The organism is Bradyrhizobium sp. SZCCHNRI2009, assembly GCF_032485115.1.
Lineage (GTDB): Bacteria > Pseudomonadota > Alphaproteobacteria > Rhizobiales > Xanthobacteraceae > Bradyrhizobium.
In genome coordinates, this window is record NZ_JAUEUH010000003.1 from 299,739 (window position 1) to 316,639 (window position 16,901).

A 16,901-nucleotide genomic window follows, 5' to 3' on the forward strand; every position below is an offset into this window, starting at 1 on the left:
CCCGGAGGCGGCCGCCCGGCTGGAGCGTTAACGCGCTCAGAGGTATTTCTTGAGATCCGCCGCCGCTTCCTCGGGCGTCCGCTTCAGGTTGAACGGCGCGACGAACCGGCCGTTGCGGTCCATCAGATACACCAAAGCGGTGTGGTCCATGGTGTAATCGCCGTCCTTCAGCGGGACCTTCTTGGCATAGACCCGGTACTCGGTGAGAACCTTCGCCAGCACCTCGGGATCGCCGGTCAGGCCCTTGAGATGCGGGTCGAAGCTGGAGAGGTAGTCCTTCATCGCGGCCGGATTGTCGCGCTCGGGGTCGACCGAGACGAAATAGGCGTTGACGCTGTCGGCATCCTTGCCCATCGCCCGCAACACCTCGGAGATCTCGAACAGCGAGGTCGGGCAGACGTCAGGGCAATGGGTGAAGCCGAAGAAAATCAGGGTCGGCCGCCCTTCCAGGCTCTTCTCGGTGACGACGGCACCGCTCTGGTCGGTCAACTGAAACGGGCCGCCGATCGCGGCCGGCGCCGCGATGTTGCGGCCGCCGCCCATGACAAGGAACATCAGCGACAACCCGACCACCAGGCTGGCGGCGAAGGCTCCGACGATCACCAGCGGACGGGTGACATTGGACGGCATTGCGCGCTCCTTCACTGTCTCTCAGAAGCAGGCCTGCCAGCCGGCCGCGATGGTCTCGAAGAACACCGCGGTCCCGTACTGCACCCACATCGTCACGGCGCCGACGACGAGCCCGATCGCCGCGATCCCCGCCGCGAGGGCCGGAGCAGAGGCCGGACGCCGGGCTCGCGATGCGGACGGTATCTCTTGGGGCGCTGAAAGAGGCTGCATGATGGCGTTCTCATCGGCCGGAGCCGGCCAAGCGGCCCACCCCTCTCGCTCCAGATAAGCCCCGCAGCCGGTCCAGGCAAGCGCCGCAGTCGGGCCGCGATCACCCGAAGCGACTAGTGCCTCAGTGTGATCAATGGGAGGCAGAGGCCTTGGCGGCAGCCGGCGAGATGGCCGGTGCATTGGGCACGACGTGCGAGGAGGCCGGAGAGGACGCCTGGGCATCCATATAGCAGGGCTTGTACATTGCCTGCAGCTCCCTGCCCTTCAGGAAGATCATCCGGGGCGTCAGGCCGCCGCGCTGGGTGATCCAGCGGCGGATCGGCGAAGGGTACATCGAGTACAGCATCTGGGTCGCCTCGGGATTGGTGACGGCGCGGCCGTTGGCGCCGAAATCCCAGGCGGCGTGGAAGCCGAGATTGGCATGCGAGGTGACACAGATCTTCTCGTGCGGGATCGCCCCAAGCACGATGGTGCAGGCCGATGCGCAGAGCCCGTCGATGATCACATACTCACCGGAGGATCGCAGGCCCTGGTACTTGTCGACATAGGTTCCGATCCGGCCACCGCGGTCATCGGCGATCCGGACCACGGCCTGGCTGGCGCCGACCCCCGACAGCAACAGAACGACCGCAAGCAATCCCGTCCAGAATTTCATGTCGAGCCCCAGTGCAACCCGGCGAAAACCGATCTGACCGACTTTGGCACGCTTCGTGTGATGCGCTTCTTGTGATGCTTGGACTGCGGTGGACCTTGCAATCACGACCCCATCCGCAGAACCGGAACGCGAAAGCCAAATCCAAATCGCAAATGCAGCGTGTTTCGAGATCGTGTTTTTGTCCAGGAGAGCGCAGCTGCGAAAGCCAAATTCACCGCGAGTGTTGCAAGCCCGCTGCACCAATGAGTCGCTACCACCGAAAATGGACCAACGCTGGTTCCGGACATGGCGGTGGCGCCACGAGCAAGGCAGAGGCCCGGCATGATTCGCCCATCGGCGCGGCAGCGGCGTCACGGCGGCACAAACGACACTCCGGAGAAACCCGGGGCCGAGCTTCCGCGCGACACGCGCCCCGCTGCCCAGTGACGGCGGGACGCTCGCCCGCTCATCGCCGGCCCAGGGGTGCTCGTGCGATCACGATCGCGGGTGCGGGCTTCCGCCAGCCCCGACGGCATGGCCGAAATCCGGAGATGCGACGGATGCAATCACAAGGTTGGACCGTTCGGCCGAGCCCCCGCGCCGCAAGCGGGCGCGGCAGGGTCTCTCCTCGCACCGCGCCGTCTGGATCGGGAGATGGAGCGAGGTCGGGCCGATATCGCTCTGGCAGCCGGGGAGACGATCTGCCTCCCGATGCTTTCGCCGTCTGGACCGAACTAATTATCGGGCAGCCGAATCCGTGCACCAAAGGTGACGAGCGGCGCATCGGCGGCGCCGAGCTGGATCTGCCGCTCCGGCACCTCCTGATAGCTGCCGTCTTCAATCTTTCTTAATTCATATTGCCAGACCGTTAACGTCTCGCCGCGCGCGAGCGCATCGCGGATGCGGCTGGCGCCGCGTCCCGGCAGCTTGACGAGGTCGTCGCGCATCATGCCGATCATCGTCGGGCTCCCGCCGCGATGCAGCTCGAAGAACACCATGCGATTGGGCTTGTCCTGCGGCTTGAGCACGGTATCCGCCGTGAACAGCACAAGACAAATTGCGACGGCAATCCACTTCCAAGTGTCGGACATCATGAGACGCATTCCCCGCACCGCCTCTGCGCGTGGCGTAGCCCTCGCGCAAACGGGCGGCAACTTACAGTTCTGTCATTCCGGATGAGATGACGTTCGACGTAATCGATTCGCTGCGCGCCGGGCGCGATGATGGGCTCCTCATCGTTCACAACATGGAGAGCACCGATGACCAACCCGACCGAGATCGCCGAGAGCTACATCGCGCTGTGGAACGAACGCGATGCCGCGCAGCGCGGCGCGTTGCTCGCACGTCACTGGACCGCGGATGCGCTCTATGTCGACCCGCTGATGCGCGACGAAGGACGCGATGCCGTGGACGGCCTGGTCGCGGGCGTGCAGCAGCGCTTTCCCGACTTCCGCTTTCGCCTGATCGGCTCCGCGGACGGCCACGGTCATCATCTCCGCTTTTCCTGGGAGCTCGGCCCCGAGAATGCGGAAGCCCCGATCCTGGGCACGGATTTCGTCGAGCTGGCCGACGGCCGCATCCGGCGCGTCACCGGGTTTCTCGACAAGGTCCCGCAGGGCGCCTGACGGACGCCCCGATCCGCCCGACCTCCCACAGCGGGGTCGGCCTGCCGCGATTGCCGGGCTCCCATGCGCAGACGCACGATCTGTCTCGTGGTGATTGCGCTACGTCAACGTCGGACCCGGTCCGCCGCTGCAGAGCTTCTGCTTCGCGACGGAGTTCAGGATCGCCGGAGACGGGCGTGCAGCACTCAAATCCCATCGATGATCACGCCATGGCGGCCGACACGCTGGCCGGTATCACCACCTTGCCCGAACTCTGGCGCTGGCGCGTCGAACGGAGCCCGGACAAGCAGGCCTACCGACATTTCGACGCAGGAAGCGGCCGATGGGCGAGCTTCTGCTGGCGCGAGATCGATCTCGTCGTCGAGCGATGGCGGCGGGCGCTCGCGGCCGAGGGCTTCGCCCAGGGGGAGCGTGTCGCCATCCTGATGCCGAACGGGATCGCGCATCTCGCCATTGACCAGGCCGCGCTCTCGCTCGGCCTGGTGCCGGTGCCGATGCATGCCGTCGATAATGCCGACAGCATCGCCTACATCCTCGCCGATTCCGGTGCCCGGCTGCTGCTGGTCGATTCGGACACACGCTGGGATGAGATCGCAGCGGTCGGCGAGGCCCTGCCCGACCTGGGACGGATCGTCTGCGCCGACCGGCAAACGACCCCGCCGACCGGCGATCCGCGCCTCGTCGATCTGGAGGCGTGGTTGAAGGCGCCCGGCGATGCCACGCCTCCCGGCACCCGGATCGCCATCGCGCCGCACGACCTCGCCGCCATCGTCTACACCTCGGGCACGACGGGCCGGCCCAAGGGTGTGATGCTGTCGCACGACAACGTCGTTTCCAACCTCAAGGCCATTCATCAGCGGCTGGCGGCCGATACCGACGACGTATTCCTGTCGTTCCTGCCGCTGTCACACACGTTCGAGCGCACCGCGGGCTACTACTACCCGATCGCCATCGGCGCCTGCGTCGCCTATGCGCGCTCGGTGAAGCAGCTGTCCGAAGATCTGGTGGAGGTCCGTCCGACCATCCTGATCTCCGTGCCGCGCATCTATGAGCGCATCTATTCGGTCATCATGCATCACCGCGCGATCGCAAACCCGCTGGAACGGGTGCTGCTCGACCTGACCATCGCGATCGGCGGCCGTCGCTTCGATGCGCAGCATGGGCGCGGGACGAGACTCTCGGCGTTCGACCGTATCGCGTGGCCGCTGCTGCAACGCCTGGTCGCCGCCAAGGTACTGGCTCGATTCGGCGGACGGCTGCACGTCGCCGTCAGCGGCGGCGCCCCGATCGCCGAGCCGGTGGTGCGGCTGTTCCTGGCGCTCGGGCTCGAGGTGCTGCAGGGCTACGGCATGACCGAGACATCGCCCGTCGTCAGCGTCAACACGCCTGACGACAACGACCCGCGCACCGTCGGCCGCGCCCTGCCGGGCATCGAGGTGCGCATCGGCGACAATGACGAGTTGATGGTGCGCGGCCCAAACGTGATGCTCGGCTATTGGCACCGGCCGGAGGAGACCGCGCGCACCAGGGAAGCCGACGGCTGGCTGCACACCGGCGACCAGGCCCGCATCGACAGCGGACGCATCACCATCACCGGTCGGATCAAGGACATCCTCGTCACCTCGACCGGCGAGAAGATTGCGCCCGCCGATCTGGAAACCGCGATCCTGACCGATCCGCTGTTCGAGCAGGCCATCGTGATCGGCGAGAACCGGCCGTTCCTGACCGCGATCGTCGTGCTCAACGCCAAGGGCTGGGCTGAGCAGCAGGCGAGGCTCGCGGCGCACGGCCAGCGCGGCAACGAGGCCGAAGCGGCCTCCCTGCTGCGCCACATTGCGCGAGCCGCGAAGGCCTATCCGTCCTACGCGACGCCGAAGGCGGTGCATTGGACCTTGGAGCCGTGGACCGTGCAGGAAGGCCTGATCACGCCGACGTTGAAGAACAAGCGTCCGGCGATCGAGCGGAGCTTTGCGAAGGAAATCGAGGCGATCTATGCAAAACGCCCGTCAGCTTCGCGGCCGTCGGCTATCGTACGAAGCTGATCTTGCAGGGCACCGCAGCAGGACATTGCGGCATTGGAGCGGGCGAAGGGAATCGAACCCTCGTATGCAGCTTGGGAAGCTGCCGTTCTACCATTGAACTACGCCCGCGCTAGCCAATGCTTAGCCGAGACCATGCGTTTCGCCAAGCGGCTTGTTGCCGCGAGACCGCCAAGGCCGCGGGGGGCGGACGCAAGAGTTCTACCACCGGCCTGATCTCCCGATCGTGATCGGCCGCAACCGCAGGCTCCGGAACGGATCGGGCCGATCGCGCTTTTGCCCGTTGGAAGCGGCGCCTCTCCCTGTTTCGCCACGCCGTGAAGGTCATGGGAGCTCACATCATGCAAAGCCACAGCCCCGCGTCTCAGACCGCCCCCTCGAAAGCCCTCGCCGTGATGTCGGGTCCGTCGGCGCTCGACCTTTACACCCTCGGCTGCGGTCTGTTCCTAGCCGTCGCGCCCTGGCTGTTCGGCTTCGTCGGCAGCGTCGGCCGCATCAACGCTGAGTTGGCGGGGGCTGCCGTCATCGTGCTCTCGCTCGGCGGCCTTCTTGCGTTTGCCGATTGGGAGGAGTGGCTGAAGGTCGCGCTTGGAGTGTGGCTGGTTGCAGCCCCATGGCTGCTCGGATTCGTGCATACGTCGGCGATGCATGTCAGCATCGCCATCGGGATCACCGTGACCTTCCTGAGCCTGCTCGAACTGTGGCTTGCGCATGATCCCGATTTCGCCGGCGATAGGCCTGTATCGGTGAGCCGGCCGTAGCGGCTCTGGTCGATCGCGCCTCGCCTGCGTGCGGCGCCGCATTCCGCGATCGCAATGCCGATGACAGAGATCGCAGACAGCGATCGCAACGGCACGCTTGACAACCATCACCCAAATCAGGGCAAACCCGCCCCGGTCAGGTCACGCTGTTAACACTTTGTAAACAAAGTTGATGCGGGCGATCGTGACGATGATATGATGTGGTGTGGGTTGGGGTGGCGTCATGGGGCGTGGGTATACGATCTTTGATACGGCCCTCGGCCGTTGCGGCATTGCGTGGAGCGATGTCGGAATCACCGGCGTACAATTGCCGGAAGCACGGGAAATCGAGACGCGGCGGCGCCTGTTTCGTCAGTTTCCCGACGCACGGGAGCAGCGCCCGTGTTCGAATACTGAACTCGCCATCGAAGGCATCGCGGCCATGCTGCGCGGGCAGGACGTCGACTTCTCCGACGTTGCGCTCGACCTCGACGGCGTCACGCCGTTCAACCAGCGCGTCTATGATTGCATTCGCGCCATTCCGCGCGGCGAGACGCGCACCGCCGACGCGATCGCAGACGAACTGCACGTTCCCAAGGCGCTGAATTCGATCGCGCAGGCGCTGAGTAGGAATGCGCTCGTGCTGATCGTTCCCTGTCACCGCGTGCGTGACATCGGCAACGGACTCGACAAGCCGTCGCCCAACAGCGGCATCGTCTCCAAGCGTCGGCTGCTGTCGCTCGAAGGCGCAAAGCCTCATGCGGGCCTGACGTTGTTCGACGCGTTTCTCGCCATCGACAGGCCGCGCGCATTGTAAGCCCGCCTTCGCGCGTCGCGCGATATTATCTCGCACGACGCCCTCCTCTTTCCGCCGCAATGCGCTAGATTTACAGGATGACCACCACCATCCTGTTCGAAAGCCGCGACGTCACCGTGTCCGAGTTCCGCTGTGCAGCGGTCCCTGGCGAGCGTCCCTATGTCGAGCAGTATGCCGGCTACTCGCTGTCCTATGTGCGCAAGGGCAGCTTCGGCTGCCGGCACCGCGGCCGCTTCTTCGAGCTGGTCACCGGCTCGCTGCTGGTGGGCCATCCCGGCGATGAGTTCATGTGCACGCACGATCACGTCTGCGGCGACGAATGCCTGTCATTCTTCTTCGATGATGCGCTCATCGACGAGATCGGCTGCGACAGCCAGGCCTGGCGGGCTGGCGCGATGCCGCCGCTGCCGGAGCTCATGGTCCTCGGTGAGCTCGCGCAGGCCGTCGCCGCGCGCGAGCAGGACCTCGGTCTGGACGAGGTTGGACAGATCATCGCCAGCCGCTTCGTCGCGACCGCCACGGGCCGGCAGGAACGGGCGGCGACGCCGAGCCTGCGCGATCGCCGGCGCGCGGTGGAGAGCGCATTGTGGATCGACGACAATGCGGAGCGCGACATCGACCTGGCGGCTGCGGCGCACGAAGCCGGCGTCAGCCCGTTCCATTTCCTGCGGCTGTTCGCGGCGACGATCGGCGTGACGCCGCATCAATATCTGATCCGCTCCCGCTTGCGGCGCGCCGCGCGGCGTCTCAGCGAGGAGGACACGCCGGTCACCACCATCGCCTATGATTCGGGCTTTGCCGATCTGTCGAATTTCACCCGCACCTTCGCGCGCGCTGCCGGCGTGTCGCCGGCGAAGTTTCGCAAGGCCTCGCGCGGCGAGCGCAAGATTCTCCAAGACCATCTGAGCCGCCATTGATTGGATGATCCCAGCGCGTGCGGCAGCCGCATGCGAAGCATGGAGATCATCGATGTACGATCATATCGGCCTCAAGGTCGGCAATCTCGACGCCAGCGTCCGCTTCTACACATCGGCGCTGGCGCCGCTCGGCCACATCCTCTGCTCCAAGGACGAGGCGTCGGCGGGCATCGGCCCGAAGGGGGAGCCGGCGCTGTGGCTGTATGTCGACAAGGGCGCCAGCAAGGGCGCCGCCCATATCGCGTTCCGCGCCCAGGACCACGCGGCCGTCGCCAGATTCCACAGCGAGGGGCTGAAGGCCGGCGGCAGCGACAATGGCGGCGCCGGGCCGCGCGCGGACTACAGTCCGACCTACTACGCCGCCTTCCTGATCGATCCCGACGGCAACAACATCGAAGCCGTGTGTCCGTGAGGTCAAGCCCATGGCATCCATCCAGAAGGACATTCCGATCGCAGCCCCGGCGGGTGCAGTGTGGGACGCCGTGCGGGATTTCGGCGCTGTTCATACCAGGGTGGCGCCCGGCTTCGTCACCGGCACCACGCTCGACGGCGACGTCCGCATTGTCAGCTTCGCCAACGGCAGCGTGGTGCGCGAGCAGCTGGTCGACTGCGACGATCAACGCCGGCGCCTCGTCTATGCCATCAAGAACGAACGCATCAGCCAGCACAGTGCGTCGTTTCAGATCATCCCGGAAGGCGAGGAGCGCTGCCGGGTGATCTGGACCACCGACGTGCTGCCACACGAGATCGCACCCTATATCGATCAGCAGATGGAGCTCGGCGCGCGCGCGATGCAGGACACGTTGGGCAGGCTGCGCGGATAGCGGCTCAGCCGATACGCGCCGGCGGCGGCCCGCGCGAGTCAAGGCCGCGTCCGGCCGTCAGCACGGCCGGGCGCAGCTCCAGCGCTGCGGCCGGCTTCGGGCCCCAGCGGGTGAGCATGACGCTGGCGAGCGTCAGCACCCCGAGCAGGACCATCGAGGACGCCGCCAGCATGAAGAAGTCGCCCTCGGTCGCGGCACGGCTCAACAGATAGCTGCCACCCGCAGCGATGAAGACGAGCCGCACCGTCTGCGCCAGCACCGGACCGAGCACCCTGGCGGCACCCTGCGAGGAGAAATACATCGAGATCGCCAGGCCGATGAAGGCATACATCGGCGCCGCGACCTGGAGATAGTGCCGGCCCGCGCTGCGCGCGCTCTCGTCCTGGGTGAAGATGTCGACCCACAATTGCGGGACGATCGCGATCAGCGTCGACAGCGCGCCCACCGACGCGAACGACACCAGTCCCGCCGTCCAGGCGATGCGGCGGGCGCGCGCGATTCTCTCCGCACCGATCGCCATGCCGACCATCGGCACCGAGGCCATGCCGACGGAGAATGCGACCGTGGTCATCATGAACTCGAGCCGCGCGCCGATGCCGTAGCCGGCGAGCACGGCGGTGCCGAACGACGCCAGCATATGCGTGAAGATCGCGATCGACAGCACGGATTGCAGCGGCGAGAAGCAGGCGACGGCGCCGACCTTGAGAATGTCGGCGAACATCGCGCCGCTGATCTTCAGGCCCCGCAGCTTCGGCCGCACGCGCGCGCGGCCGGAGAACAGGTACCAGCCCATCACCGAGATGCTGACGCAGAACGCCAGCAGCGCGCCGGCGGCGACGCCGCGCATGCCGAGCCCGAGGCCCAGGCTGAGCGTGCCGCCCAACACGATCTGCAGCAGCGCCGAGCTGAGGATCATGAACGACGGCAGCTTCATGTTGCCGGTGCCGCGCAGGATGCCAGCCATCGAGTTCATCAGCCAGGGCAGGATCGCGCCGCCGAAGAAGATCTGCAGATAGGCCGTGGCATGGCTCAGCACCGCGCCGCGGCCGCCGAGCACCTCCAGCAAGGCAGGGCCGAACGCCAGCATGCCGATCATGAAGGTCGCGCCGAACAATAGCGCGATCAGCAGCGCGTGCGTGGCGAGCGTCGAGGCCCGCTCGGCGTCGCCGGCGCCGAGCGCGCGCGCGATCGCCGAGGCCACGCCGCCGCCCATCGCGCCGCCGGACATCGTCATGGTCAGGATCACCAGCGGAAACACCAGCGCCATCGCCGCCAGCGCCTCGATACCGAGCCGGCCGATATAGGAGGTCTCGGCGATGACGACGCAGGTGCCGGCCGTGTTCGCGATGATGTTGGGCCAGGCCAGCGACAGCAGGGTGCGCAGGATGGGTCCGTCGACGAGCTTATTCCGGACCGGCTTCTCGGGGGGCGGCAACGCACGCCCCTCGCCGACCGGATTGTCGGCCAGGCCGATCTCGGACATCTCAGCTCCCCGCTCGGCCGCGCAGGCCGCGGCCGTGTTATCGTTCGATTGCTCTCGCTTTCCTAGCACGGCGCTGGCGCGCGCCCTGTGCGGCAGGCGCATTGGGGGTGCGCGGCAGACGCAGCCGCGCTCAGAGACGGAAATGCTTGGAGAGCTTCAGGCCCTGGGCCTGGTAGTTGGAGCCGATGCGGCTGCCATACATCGCATTCGGCCGCGCCAGCATCTTCTCGTAGACGAGACGGCCGACGATCTGGCCGTGCTCGAGGATGAACGGCACCTCGCGCGAGCGCACCTCGAGCACCGCGCGCGAGCCCTGCCCGCCGGCGCCGGCATAGCCGAAGCCGGGATCGAAGAAGCCGGCATAGTGGACGCGGAATTCGCCGACCAGCGGATCGAACGGCACCATCTCCGCGGCGTAGTCCGGCGGCACCTGCACGGCCTCCTTGGAGGCCAGGATGTAGAACTCGCCGGGATCGAGAATGAGGCTGCCGTCGGTACGTGCCTTGATCGGCTCCCAGAACTCCTCGACCGGATAGCCGGCGCGGCGGTCGACGTCGACGACGCCGGTGTGGCGCTTGGCGCGATAGCCCACATATCCGTTCGCATTGCTGCCGGACAGGTCGACGGAAAGCGCGACGCCGCCGGTGAGATCGGCATCGTCGCGATCCACCAGTCGCTCGGCCTGGTGCAGCGCGATCAGTTCGTCCTCCGACAGGACCGCGTCGCGATAGCGGAAGCGAACCTGGGACAGGCGCGAGCCCTCGCGCAGCAGGACCGGGAACGTCTTCGGGCTGATCTCGGCATAGAGCGGGCCGTGATAGCCCGCGCCGATCATGTCGAAGCGTCGCGTGCCGTCGGCGATCACGCGGGTGAACACGTCGAGCCGCCCGGTCGAGCTTTTCGGATTGGCGGCCGCGACGATGTCCTTGGGCAGCGCCAGGCTCTCCAACAGCGGCACGATGTAGACGCAGTTGGTCTCCAGCACCGCGCCGTCGGCAAGTGCGAATTCGTGCAGCTTGAGCTCGTCGATGCGCTCGGCGACCGTCGCGCCCGGCCCGGGCAGGAAGCTCGCACGCACGCGATAGGCGATGTCGCCGAGCCGCAGATCGAGGCTCGCCGGCTGGATCTGGCTCTCGACGAAATCATATTCGGGGATGATCAGGCCAGCCTCCGTCATCGCCACGATCATGCGATCGGGGAGGATGCCGTGGGCGTCGGGGCTGAGCGAAAACGGCAAGACCTGATCCTTTGCAGGCGCCGGAACGGCGGCTTATTGAGCCAATATAGGGTCTTTTGACCGGTTATCCGATGGCTGGCTTGACGGAAAGGCCGGTTGCGACTATGAGCACGACTTATCCCGTGGTGATTTGAGCCGGCCGGCTTGCAGCCACGTAAAATAAGTCGCTAAACAGGCCGGGGACGAATGTGATCCCGGCCTTGAGGTTTTGTCCCAGGCCGGTTTTTTTGTGCCCATCGCTCAAGGCGGTGGCCACGATGGAGGTCACATGTCGAAGTCCCCCGCGAAGGCGCCGGCGTCGTTCGCCCACTATCGTCCCGAAACGAGGCTGGTGCATTCCGGCACCTTGCGCTCCGAATTCGGCGAGACCGCCGAGGCGCTCTATCTCACCCAAGGGTTCGTCTACGCCACCGCCGAGGAATGCGAGGCGCGCTTCAAGGGCGAGGATCCCGGCTTCATCTATTCGCGCTTCTCCAATCCCACCACGGCGATGTTCGAGCGCCGCATGATCGAGCTCGAGGGCGCCGAGGCCTGCCGCTCGGCCGCAACCGGAATGGCCGCGGTCACCACGGCAATCCTGGCTCCCCTCCGTGCCGGCGACCACGTCGTCGCGGCCAAGGCGCTGTTCGGCTCGTGCCGCTACGTGGTCGAGGATCTCTTGCCGCGCTACGGCATCGAGTCGACCCTGGTCGATGGGCTCGACCTCGCCCAGTGGCAGAAGGCGGTCAGACCCAACACCAAGTCGTTCTTCCTGGAGAGCCCGACCAATCCGACGCTCGACGTGATGGACATCCCCGCCATCGCCGAGATCGCGCACGCCCATGGCGCGCGGCTGATCGTCGACAACGTGTTCGCCACCCCGATCTGGCAGAGCCCGCTCGCGCTCGGCGCTGACGTCGTGGTGTATTCCGCGACCAAGCACATCGACGGCCAAGGCCGCTGCCTCGGCGGTGTGATCCTGTCGTCGGAGGCGTTCATCGCCGAGCACATCCACAATTTCATGCGCCAGACCGGCCCGTCGATCTCGCCGTTCAACGCCTGGGTTCTGCTCAAGGGTCTGGAGACCCTGGCGGTGCGCGTGCGCGCGCAGACCGAGACGGCGGCGAAGGTGGCCGACTTCCTCGCCGCGCATCGGAAGATCTCGCGGCTGATCTATCCGGGCCGCGCGGACCATCCGCAGGCGGCAACCGTCCGCAAGCAGATGCGCGCCGGCTCGACCCTGGTCGGCTTCGAGGTCAAGGGCGGCAAGGCGGCTGCGTTCCGTACGCTCAACGGCCTGAAGCTCGCGCGCATCTCCAACAATCTCGGCGACGCCAAGACGCTGGTCACGCACCCGGCGACGACGACGCATCAGCGGCTGACGCCGGAGGCGCGCGCCGAGCTCGGCATCAGCGAGGGCTTCATCCGCTTCTCCGCCGGACTCGAGCATGCCGACGATCTGATCGAGGATCTCGACGCCGCCCTCAGCGCGGCGTAGCGAATGGCGAATAGAGAGTAGCGAGTAGTAAGATCTCTTTCCCTATTCGCTACTCGCTGTTTCCCACTCGCGCTCGATCACATCGGCCGATAGGTCGGCACCTCGGCCGGTGCGTTGATGCCGAGCTTGACCTGGCCGACCGAGCGGATGATGTCGTCGCCGAGCAACTGAGCGAAGCAGGCATAGCCCCAATCGCTCATGTGCAGGCCGTCCGAGATCACGAACTCGTTGATCGGGATCGCCTGGCGCTCGTGCCAGTCGCGCATCACCTCGAAGCGCGGGAAGATGCCGGCGTGATGCAGCTCGGCAATACGCCCGAGCAGCTTGTTCATGCGGCTGGCGTTCTCCGAGCGCTCGTTGACGCGCGGCGAATATTGCAGGTCGACCAGCACGACATCGGAGGCCGCCGCCTGGATCTTGGCGACGCCGTCCTCGACCAGCCTGGCGGTCTCGGCCGGATCGAGATCGCGCAGCACGGCATTGGTGCCGACCTGCCAGATCACGAGATCCGGACGCCGGTCGATCACCGACGTCTCCAGTCGCTTCATCATCTCCGGCGCATCCTCGCCGCCGACGCCGGCATTGATGACGCTGATGTCGACCATGGGATATTGCCGGCGCAACTGCGCGGCGAGCCGGTTCGGATAGGTGTAGTCCGGCGCGCTCGCGCCAAAGCCCTGCGTCGACGATGAGCCGAAGGCGACGATCACGACCGGCAGGCCGGAGGCGAGCTTGTTGGCGACGTGCGGCAGCGAAATGAAGTTCTTCTTGGCGACACCCTTCGGCGGCAGGCACGGCACGCGGTTGAAGATGTCGGTGGCCGATTTGGCGACCTGCTTGACCTTGTCGATCGCCCGCTCGGTGATGCTGCGCGATTGCGGCGGCGTGGCCGCGACGGCCTGCCCGGCTGCAGCCGGCGGCTGTGCATCGGTCATGGCCGGCGCGGTCGTCGCCGCGGGCGGCGAGGTCGTGGCCGCCGGGCGCACCGCGGCGATCGGCCCGCGCATCTGATCGTTCGCCTGCGCCAATGTGATGTGACCGATGCTCGGTCGCAGCTCGCTGATCAACGGAGGCTTCGGACCGGAGCTCTTCACATCGGAAAGCGCGGCGGGTGCAGCCGGCGCTGCGCTCTGCGCCCGTACCTTCTGCGGGCTCAGCGCGAGGGCGATGGCAATGACCGCAACGGCCGAAAGCTTCTCCCATGTCCCGGATACGCGGTGACACTCATTCGACGTCATGAACGACATAATCCTAGTTCTGCTGCGCCGGCCCGATATGCGCCGCGTCGATGATGAACTTCGACAGCGCCCGGCCGATGCAGTCATGAACCTGCCTGGCCAGCTCGACCCCGTGCGTCGGATTGAACAGGTCGAAATCGCCCTGCTCGTTCCACTGCCGCATGATGGCAAACCGATCGAACAGCGGGATGTCGCGCTGCTGCGCCACCACACGCATGTTGTCGACATAGGGCGGCACGGAGATCAATGTTTCCGTCCGCGGACTGTATTGCAGGTTCATCAAGACGACGTCAGCTCCCGCCTTCTGCAGCGTCGCCACACCGTCGTCGACCGCCTGCCGGAACTCATCAGGATCGATAGACCGCATGGCGTCGACCGTGCCGGTCTGCCAGATGACCAAATTAGGCCGTTTTCCTTCCACCAGTTTAACGAGATTGCCCGCGACCTCCTCGGCCGTCTTCTTGGGCTGCAGCTCGACGCTGAGATTGACGGTGACGGCCGGCAGCTTGTCCTTCAGCGCCGCCTGCAGACGGGCGGGGTAGGCATTTGCGTCGGAGGTGCTGACAATGGAGGATGAGCGGCTTCCGACGACGAGAATATCCAGCGTGCGGCCATTCTTGACGGCGTCTGCAACCTTCGGGAGCGGGCTCTCGGTTGTCAGCAGGTAGGCCGGCACCTCGCAGTTCTGCGGCGCATCTTCCGCGCGCGCGGAGGCCGCCAGCGAAACAGCCAGCGCTGCGATACCCAACCTTAACCACGAGACGGACTTCATCAGCCCCCTCCCGCCAGATCGGCGTTGCTGCGCGCACCTTTTCGCGCGGCCCCCTTATCGGCCTCACGCTTGTACCACGAAATCAACGACGCCACCCCCCACATGATGAGGATGCCGCAAAGGCTGATCACCGCGTGCATCATGGCGCCGCCGGACACTTCGGCAAGGACGAAGTGGCCCGCAAACGCCAGAAACACGCCAAGACAGAAGATCTCGAGCGAGTGTTGCCCACAAACAATCAGCGGACGCAGCCACGGCGACTTCAAGAGCGGCCAATCCTTGCGCAAATAGTGCACGGTGAGTGCTGCGAGCGCGAGAAAATGCGCGAAACGCAACACGTCAAGGTCGGTCTTGTCGATCGGATACATCCACTGCTCGATTCGGCGCGGCATCAGATGGCCGAGCTGCGGAATGTACCAGGTCAGGGTCACGCAGAAGGCCGCGACCAGATAGGCGACGCAGAGCCCGAGCGTGATCGGTGAGTTGATGATGCGCGACATGCGCTGGGCGCCCCCGAGCGCGCACCAGGCCCCGAACACGAACAGGAGCTGCCAGGCGAACGGGTTGAACGCCCAGAAGCCGTTCGGATAGGCCGTCAGATAGAGATCGAGCTCCCAGGTGAGTGCGTAGAGAACGACCGAGAGCCCGAGCGTGACGTCAGGACGCCAGCGCATCAGCCACAGGATCAGCGGCAGGAACAGCATCAGCACGATGTAGAGCGGCAGCACGTCCATGTTGACGGGGCGGAAGCGCAGGATCAGCGCCTGCACGATCGTCACGTCCGGCTGCTTGAGAAAGTCCATGATCCCCATCTCTTCGGTGTAGAGCGGGTTCTCGAAGCTGGTCGCGACGTAGGAGATCTCGGCAAGGAAGATCGTGAACAGGAAGACGTGGGCGACGTAGATCTGCCAGACGCGGCGCAGGATGCGCGCGGTGGCGACGATGAAGCCGGCATCCTGCATCGCCCGGCCATAGACGAATGCCGCCGTGTAGCCGGAGATGAAGATGAAGATCTCGGTGGCGTCGGAGAAGCCGTAGTTGCGGATCGTGAACCAGGTCAGCAGGTTCGGCGGCAGGTGGTCGATGAAGATCAGCCAGAGCGCCAGCCCGCGAAACAGGTCGAGCCGCAGCTCGCGCTCGCCGACCGCCGGGAAGGTGATCGCAGGAGCAGCGGTGGTGGCGGGTGCAGCGGTGACGGCCGGCGCCGCCGCGACGGCAGATGCAGATGCAGATGCAGCCGCGCTCGCCGCGGCGGCAGTCTCCGCAGCCGGCGCGGGTGCGGCGCTGGCGGCGGGGGCGGACGGTCCGGCAGGGCGATCGACAATCGACGTCATCAGGCACCGCGTCAAGGCTGCCAGCCTTCGAGGCCCGGCAGGGGAAATGTAGGGCTGCGCAGATTTTACGCAAGCGATGAAGGACTTATCAGCTGGGCCGCGCCCAGTTTTTCGACCTTGGCGGACGGTTGGTGGGCGATCGCACGACGCAGGACAGGTCGATCGCCCCCAGGGTGCTGCCTGCCGCGCCCGATCCGAGTCCAAGGAACGGATCGCGCGTACGGCCGACAAAGTCCGCGATTCTTGTGCCATAATGCGGAACTGTGTTGAAAGCACGATGGCGTCGCGATTGGTTCCGGCGCGGGTTTCCGCTACAATGCCACCATGTATCGCGCCGTGACTCGCCACATCGAAGTGACCGTCGAACCGAACTTCCTGCCTGAGAAGTCGTCGGTGGCCGATGGCCGCTGGTTCTGGTCCTATACCGTCGTCATCACCAACAGCGGGGAGGAGACGGTGCGGCTGCGCAGCCGGCACTGGATCATCACCGATGGGATCGGCCGGCAGCAGGAGGTCCGCGGCGAGGGCGTGGTCGGCGAGCAGCCGGTGCTCGCGCCGGGCGAGCGCTTCGAATACACCTCCGGTGTCCCGCTCACCACCGCGTCCGGCTTCATGGCCGGCTCGTATCAAATGGAGAGCGAGAGCGGCGAGCACTTCGACATCGCCGTGCCGGCCTTCTCGCTCGACAGCCCCGAGGGCAAGCGGGTGTTGAACTAGCTGAGAAGGCATGCAGTCCGACTGCCCCAAGTCTCGTCTGCTCGCTGTCTCTTGTGCTGCAATACGACAGATCCTGCACCCGCGCCGCACGAAATCGTTCTCGCGACGCATCCCGCGCCCGAGCCTTGTCCATTCACCCGCCCTCTGCAAATAGAGGGCGCAGGGAAGGCCGGGCCTCGGCTGAGGCCTGCGGCCCGCCTGCAGAAA

Annotated in this window: 18 protein-coding genes, 1 tRNA gene and 1 riboswitch; of the genes, 9 read left to right on the forward strand and 10 right to left on the reverse strand. The window is 66.0% G+C overall.

From position 1 onward, the window contains the following. Positions 1–36 precede the first annotated feature (36 nt). From QX041_RS13315 to QX041_RS13330, 4 genes are all read right to left on the reverse strand, one after another. Entirely contained in the window at positions 37–630 is a 594-nt protein-coding gene (locus QX041_RS13315) for an SCO family protein (protein ID WP_315717162.1), read from the reverse strand. Between the two features lie 21 nt (positions 631–651). After that, complete coding sequence (locus QX041_RS13320) at positions 652–840, reverse strand: hypothetical protein (RefSeq protein WP_315751257.1); 189 nt, start codon at positions 838–840, stop codon at positions 652–654. A 130-nt stretch (positions 841–970) separates the two neighbouring features. Further along, positions 971–1,495, reverse strand: a complete 525-nt coding sequence (locus QX041_RS13325; RefSeq protein ID WP_316165593.1) for a hypothetical protein — start codon at positions 1,493–1,495, stop codon at positions 971–973. Between the two features lie 713 nt (positions 1,496–2,208). Next, a complete protein-coding gene (locus tag QX041_RS13330; RefSeq protein WP_315751253.1) occupies positions 2,209–2,568 on the reverse strand; it encodes a hypothetical protein in 360 nt (119 codons plus the stop codon). A gap of 165 nt (positions 2,569–2,733) precedes the next feature. Here QX041_RS13330 and QX041_RS13335 point away from each other — a divergent pair, with 165 nt between their 5' ends. Then, on the forward strand, positions 2,734–3,099 hold the full coding sequence (locus QX041_RS13335; RefSeq protein ID WP_316165594.1) for a nuclear transport factor 2 family protein: 366 nt from the start codon (positions 2,734–2,736) through the stop codon (positions 3,097–3,099). Between the two features lie 176 nt (positions 3,100–3,275). Continuing rightward, complete coding sequence (locus QX041_RS13340; RefSeq protein ID WP_316165595.1) at positions 3,276–5,141, forward strand: AMP-dependent synthetase/ligase; 1,866 nt, start codon at positions 3,276–3,278, stop codon at positions 5,139–5,141. Positions 5,142–5,175: 34 nt separating this feature from the next. Here the strand turns inward: QX041_RS13340 and QX041_RS13345 are convergent. After that, a tRNA-Gly gene (locus QX041_RS13345) sits at positions 5,176–5,249 on the reverse strand. A gap of 230 nt (positions 5,250–5,479) precedes the next feature. Between QX041_RS13345 and QX041_RS13350 the strand changes: the two genes are divergently transcribed. The 5 genes from QX041_RS13350 to QX041_RS13370 all read left to right on the forward strand — a co-directional run bounded on the left by QX041_RS13350 (position 5,480) and on the right by QX041_RS13370 (position 8,436). Next, on the forward strand, positions 5,480–5,899 hold the full coding sequence (locus QX041_RS13350) for an SPW repeat protein (protein WP_316165596.1): 420 nt from the start codon (positions 5,480–5,482) through the stop codon (positions 5,897–5,899). Positions 5,900–6,122: 223 nt separating this feature from the next. Further along, a complete protein-coding gene (locus QX041_RS13355) occupies positions 6,123–6,695 on the forward strand; it encodes a methylated-DNA--[protein]-cysteine S-methyltransferase (RefSeq protein ID WP_315827965.1) in 573 nt (190 codons plus the stop codon). A gap of 77 nt (positions 6,696–6,772) precedes the next feature. Further along, positions 6,773–7,612, forward strand: a complete 840-nt coding sequence (locus QX041_RS13360; RefSeq protein ID WP_315827964.1) for an AraC family transcriptional regulator — start codon at positions 6,773–6,775, stop codon at positions 7,610–7,612. Between the two features lie 52 nt (positions 7,613–7,664). Continuing rightward, positions 7,665–8,024 (forward strand): VOC family protein, encoded by a 360-nt coding sequence (locus tag QX041_RS13365; RefSeq protein WP_315751247.1) that lies wholly within the window; start codon positions 7,665–7,667, stop codon positions 8,022–8,024. A gap of 10 nt (positions 8,025–8,034) precedes the next feature. Beyond that, positions 8,035–8,436 carry an SRPBCC family protein gene (locus QX041_RS13370; RefSeq protein WP_315717152.1) on the forward strand — a complete coding sequence of 134 codons (402 nt, stop codon included), beginning with the start codon at positions 8,035–8,037 and terminating at the stop codon, positions 8,434–8,436. Positions 8,437–8,440: 4 nt separating this feature from the next. On the opposite strand, the gene QX041_RS13375 is transcribed toward QX041_RS13370, so the two are convergent. Both QX041_RS13375 and QX041_RS13380 read right to left on the reverse strand, forming a co-directional pair. Beyond that, a complete protein-coding gene (locus tag QX041_RS13375) occupies positions 8,441–9,919 on the reverse strand; it encodes an MATE family efflux transporter (RefSeq protein WP_316165597.1) in 1,479 nt (492 codons plus the stop codon). Positions 9,920–10,049: 130 nt separating this feature from the next. Further along, positions 10,050–11,156, reverse strand: coding sequence for a 2'-deoxycytidine 5'-triphosphate deaminase (locus QX041_RS13380; protein WP_316165598.1), 1,107 nt, complete (start codon positions 11,154–11,156; stop codon positions 10,050–10,052). Between the two features lie 112 nt (positions 11,157–11,268). Beyond that, positions 11,269–11,348: riboswitch (SAM riboswitch) on the forward strand. 76 nt (positions 11,349–11,424) lie between these two features. On the opposite strand from QX041_RS13380, the gene QX041_RS13385 reads away from it, so the two are divergent. Then, the gene (locus QX041_RS13385; protein WP_316165599.1) at positions 11,425–12,633 is read left to right on the forward strand and encodes an O-succinylhomoserine sulfhydrylase; all 1,209 of its coding nucleotides are present in this window, start codon (positions 11,425–11,427) and stop codon (positions 12,631–12,633) included. A gap of 77 nt (positions 12,634–12,710) precedes the next feature. Here QX041_RS13385 and QX041_RS13390 read toward each other — a convergent pair whose 3' ends face one another. The 3 genes from QX041_RS13390 to QX041_RS13400 are packed head-to-tail and all read right to left on the reverse strand — an operon-like array spanning position 12,711 to position 15,977. After that, positions 12,711–13,871, reverse strand: a complete 1,161-nt coding sequence (locus QX041_RS13390) for a GDSL-type esterase/lipase family protein (protein WP_315751241.1) — start codon at positions 13,869–13,871, stop codon at positions 12,711–12,713. 13 nt (positions 13,872–13,884) lie between these two features. Further along, positions 13,885–14,643: an SGNH/GDSL hydrolase family protein gene (locus tag QX041_RS13395; RefSeq protein ID WP_315717147.1), complete on the reverse strand. Its 759-nt coding sequence runs from the start codon at positions 14,641–14,643 to the stop codon at positions 13,885–13,887. After that, positions 14,643–15,977 carry an OpgC domain-containing protein gene (locus QX041_RS13400; RefSeq protein WP_315810687.1) on the reverse strand — a complete coding sequence of 445 codons (1,335 nt, stop codon included), beginning with the start codon at positions 15,975–15,977 and terminating at the stop codon, positions 14,643–14,645. Before QX041_RS13400 ends, QX041_RS13395 begins: the two co-directional genes overlap by 1 nt. 324 nt (positions 15,978–16,301) lie before the next feature. Here QX041_RS13400 and apaG point away from each other — a divergent pair, with 324 nt between their 5' ends. Further along, positions 16,302–16,694: a Co2+/Mg2+ efflux protein ApaG gene (gene apaG, locus QX041_RS13405; protein ID WP_315717145.1), complete on the forward strand. Its 393-nt coding sequence runs from the start codon at positions 16,302–16,304 to the stop codon at positions 16,692–16,694. The last annotated feature ends 207 nt before the right edge of the window (positions 16,695–16,901 follow it).

Coding starts and splice junctions, on each gene's coding strand:
- QX041_RS13315 (WP_315717162.1), bottom strand. CDS start 630: ATGCCGTCCAATGTCACCCGTCCGCTGGTGATCGTCGGAGCCTTCGCC.
- QX041_RS13320 (WP_315751257.1), bottom strand. CDS start 840: ATGCAGCCTCTTTCAGCGCCCCAAGAGATACCGTCCGCATCGCGAGCC.
- QX041_RS13325 (WP_316165593.1), bottom strand. CDS start 1,495: ATGAAATTCTGGACGGGATTGCTTGCGGTCGTTCTGTTGCTGTCGGGG.
- QX041_RS13330 (WP_315751253.1), bottom strand. CDS start 2,568: ATGATGTCCGACACTTGGAAGTGGATTGCCGTCGCAATTTGTCTTGTG.
- QX041_RS13335 (WP_316165594.1), top strand. CDS start 2,734: ATGACCAACCCGACCGAGATCGCCGAGAGCTACATCGCGCTGTGGAAC.
- QX041_RS13350 (WP_316165596.1), top strand. CDS start 5,480: ATGCAAAGCCACAGCCCCGCGTCTCAGACCGCCCCCTCGAAAGCCCTC.
- QX041_RS13355 (WP_315827965.1), top strand. CDS start 6,123: ATGGGGCGTGGGTATACGATCTTTGATACGGCCCTCGGCCGTTGCGGC.
- QX041_RS13360 (WP_315827964.1), top strand. CDS start 6,773: ATGACCACCACCATCCTGTTCGAAAGCCGCGACGTCACCGTGTCCGAG.
- QX041_RS13365 (WP_315751247.1), top strand. CDS start 7,665: ATGTACGATCATATCGGCCTCAAGGTCGGCAATCTCGACGCCAGCGTC.
- QX041_RS13370 (WP_315717152.1), top strand. CDS start 8,035: ATGGCATCCATCCAGAAGGACATTCCGATCGCAGCCCCGGCGGGTGCA.
- QX041_RS13375 (WP_316165597.1), bottom strand. CDS start 9,919: ATGTCCGAGATCGGCCTGGCCGACAATCCGGTCGGCGAGGGGCGTGCG.
- QX041_RS13385 (WP_316165599.1), top strand. CDS start 11,425: ATGTCGAAGTCCCCCGCGAAGGCGCCGGCGTCGTTCGCCCACTATCGT.
- QX041_RS13390 (WP_315751241.1), bottom strand. CDS start 13,871: ATGACGTCGAATGAGTGTCACCGCGTATCCGGGACATGGGAGAAGCTT.
- QX041_RS13395 (WP_315717147.1), bottom strand. CDS start 14,643: ATGAAGTCCGTCTCGTGGTTAAGGTTGGGTATCGCAGCGCTGGCTGTT.
- QX041_RS13400 (WP_315810687.1), bottom strand. CDS start 15,977: ATGACGTCGATTGTCGATCGCCCTGCCGGACCGTCCGCCCCCGCCGCC.
- apaG (WP_315717145.1), top strand. CDS start 16,302: ATGTATCGCGCCGTGACTCGCCACATCGAAGTGACCGTCGAACCGAAC.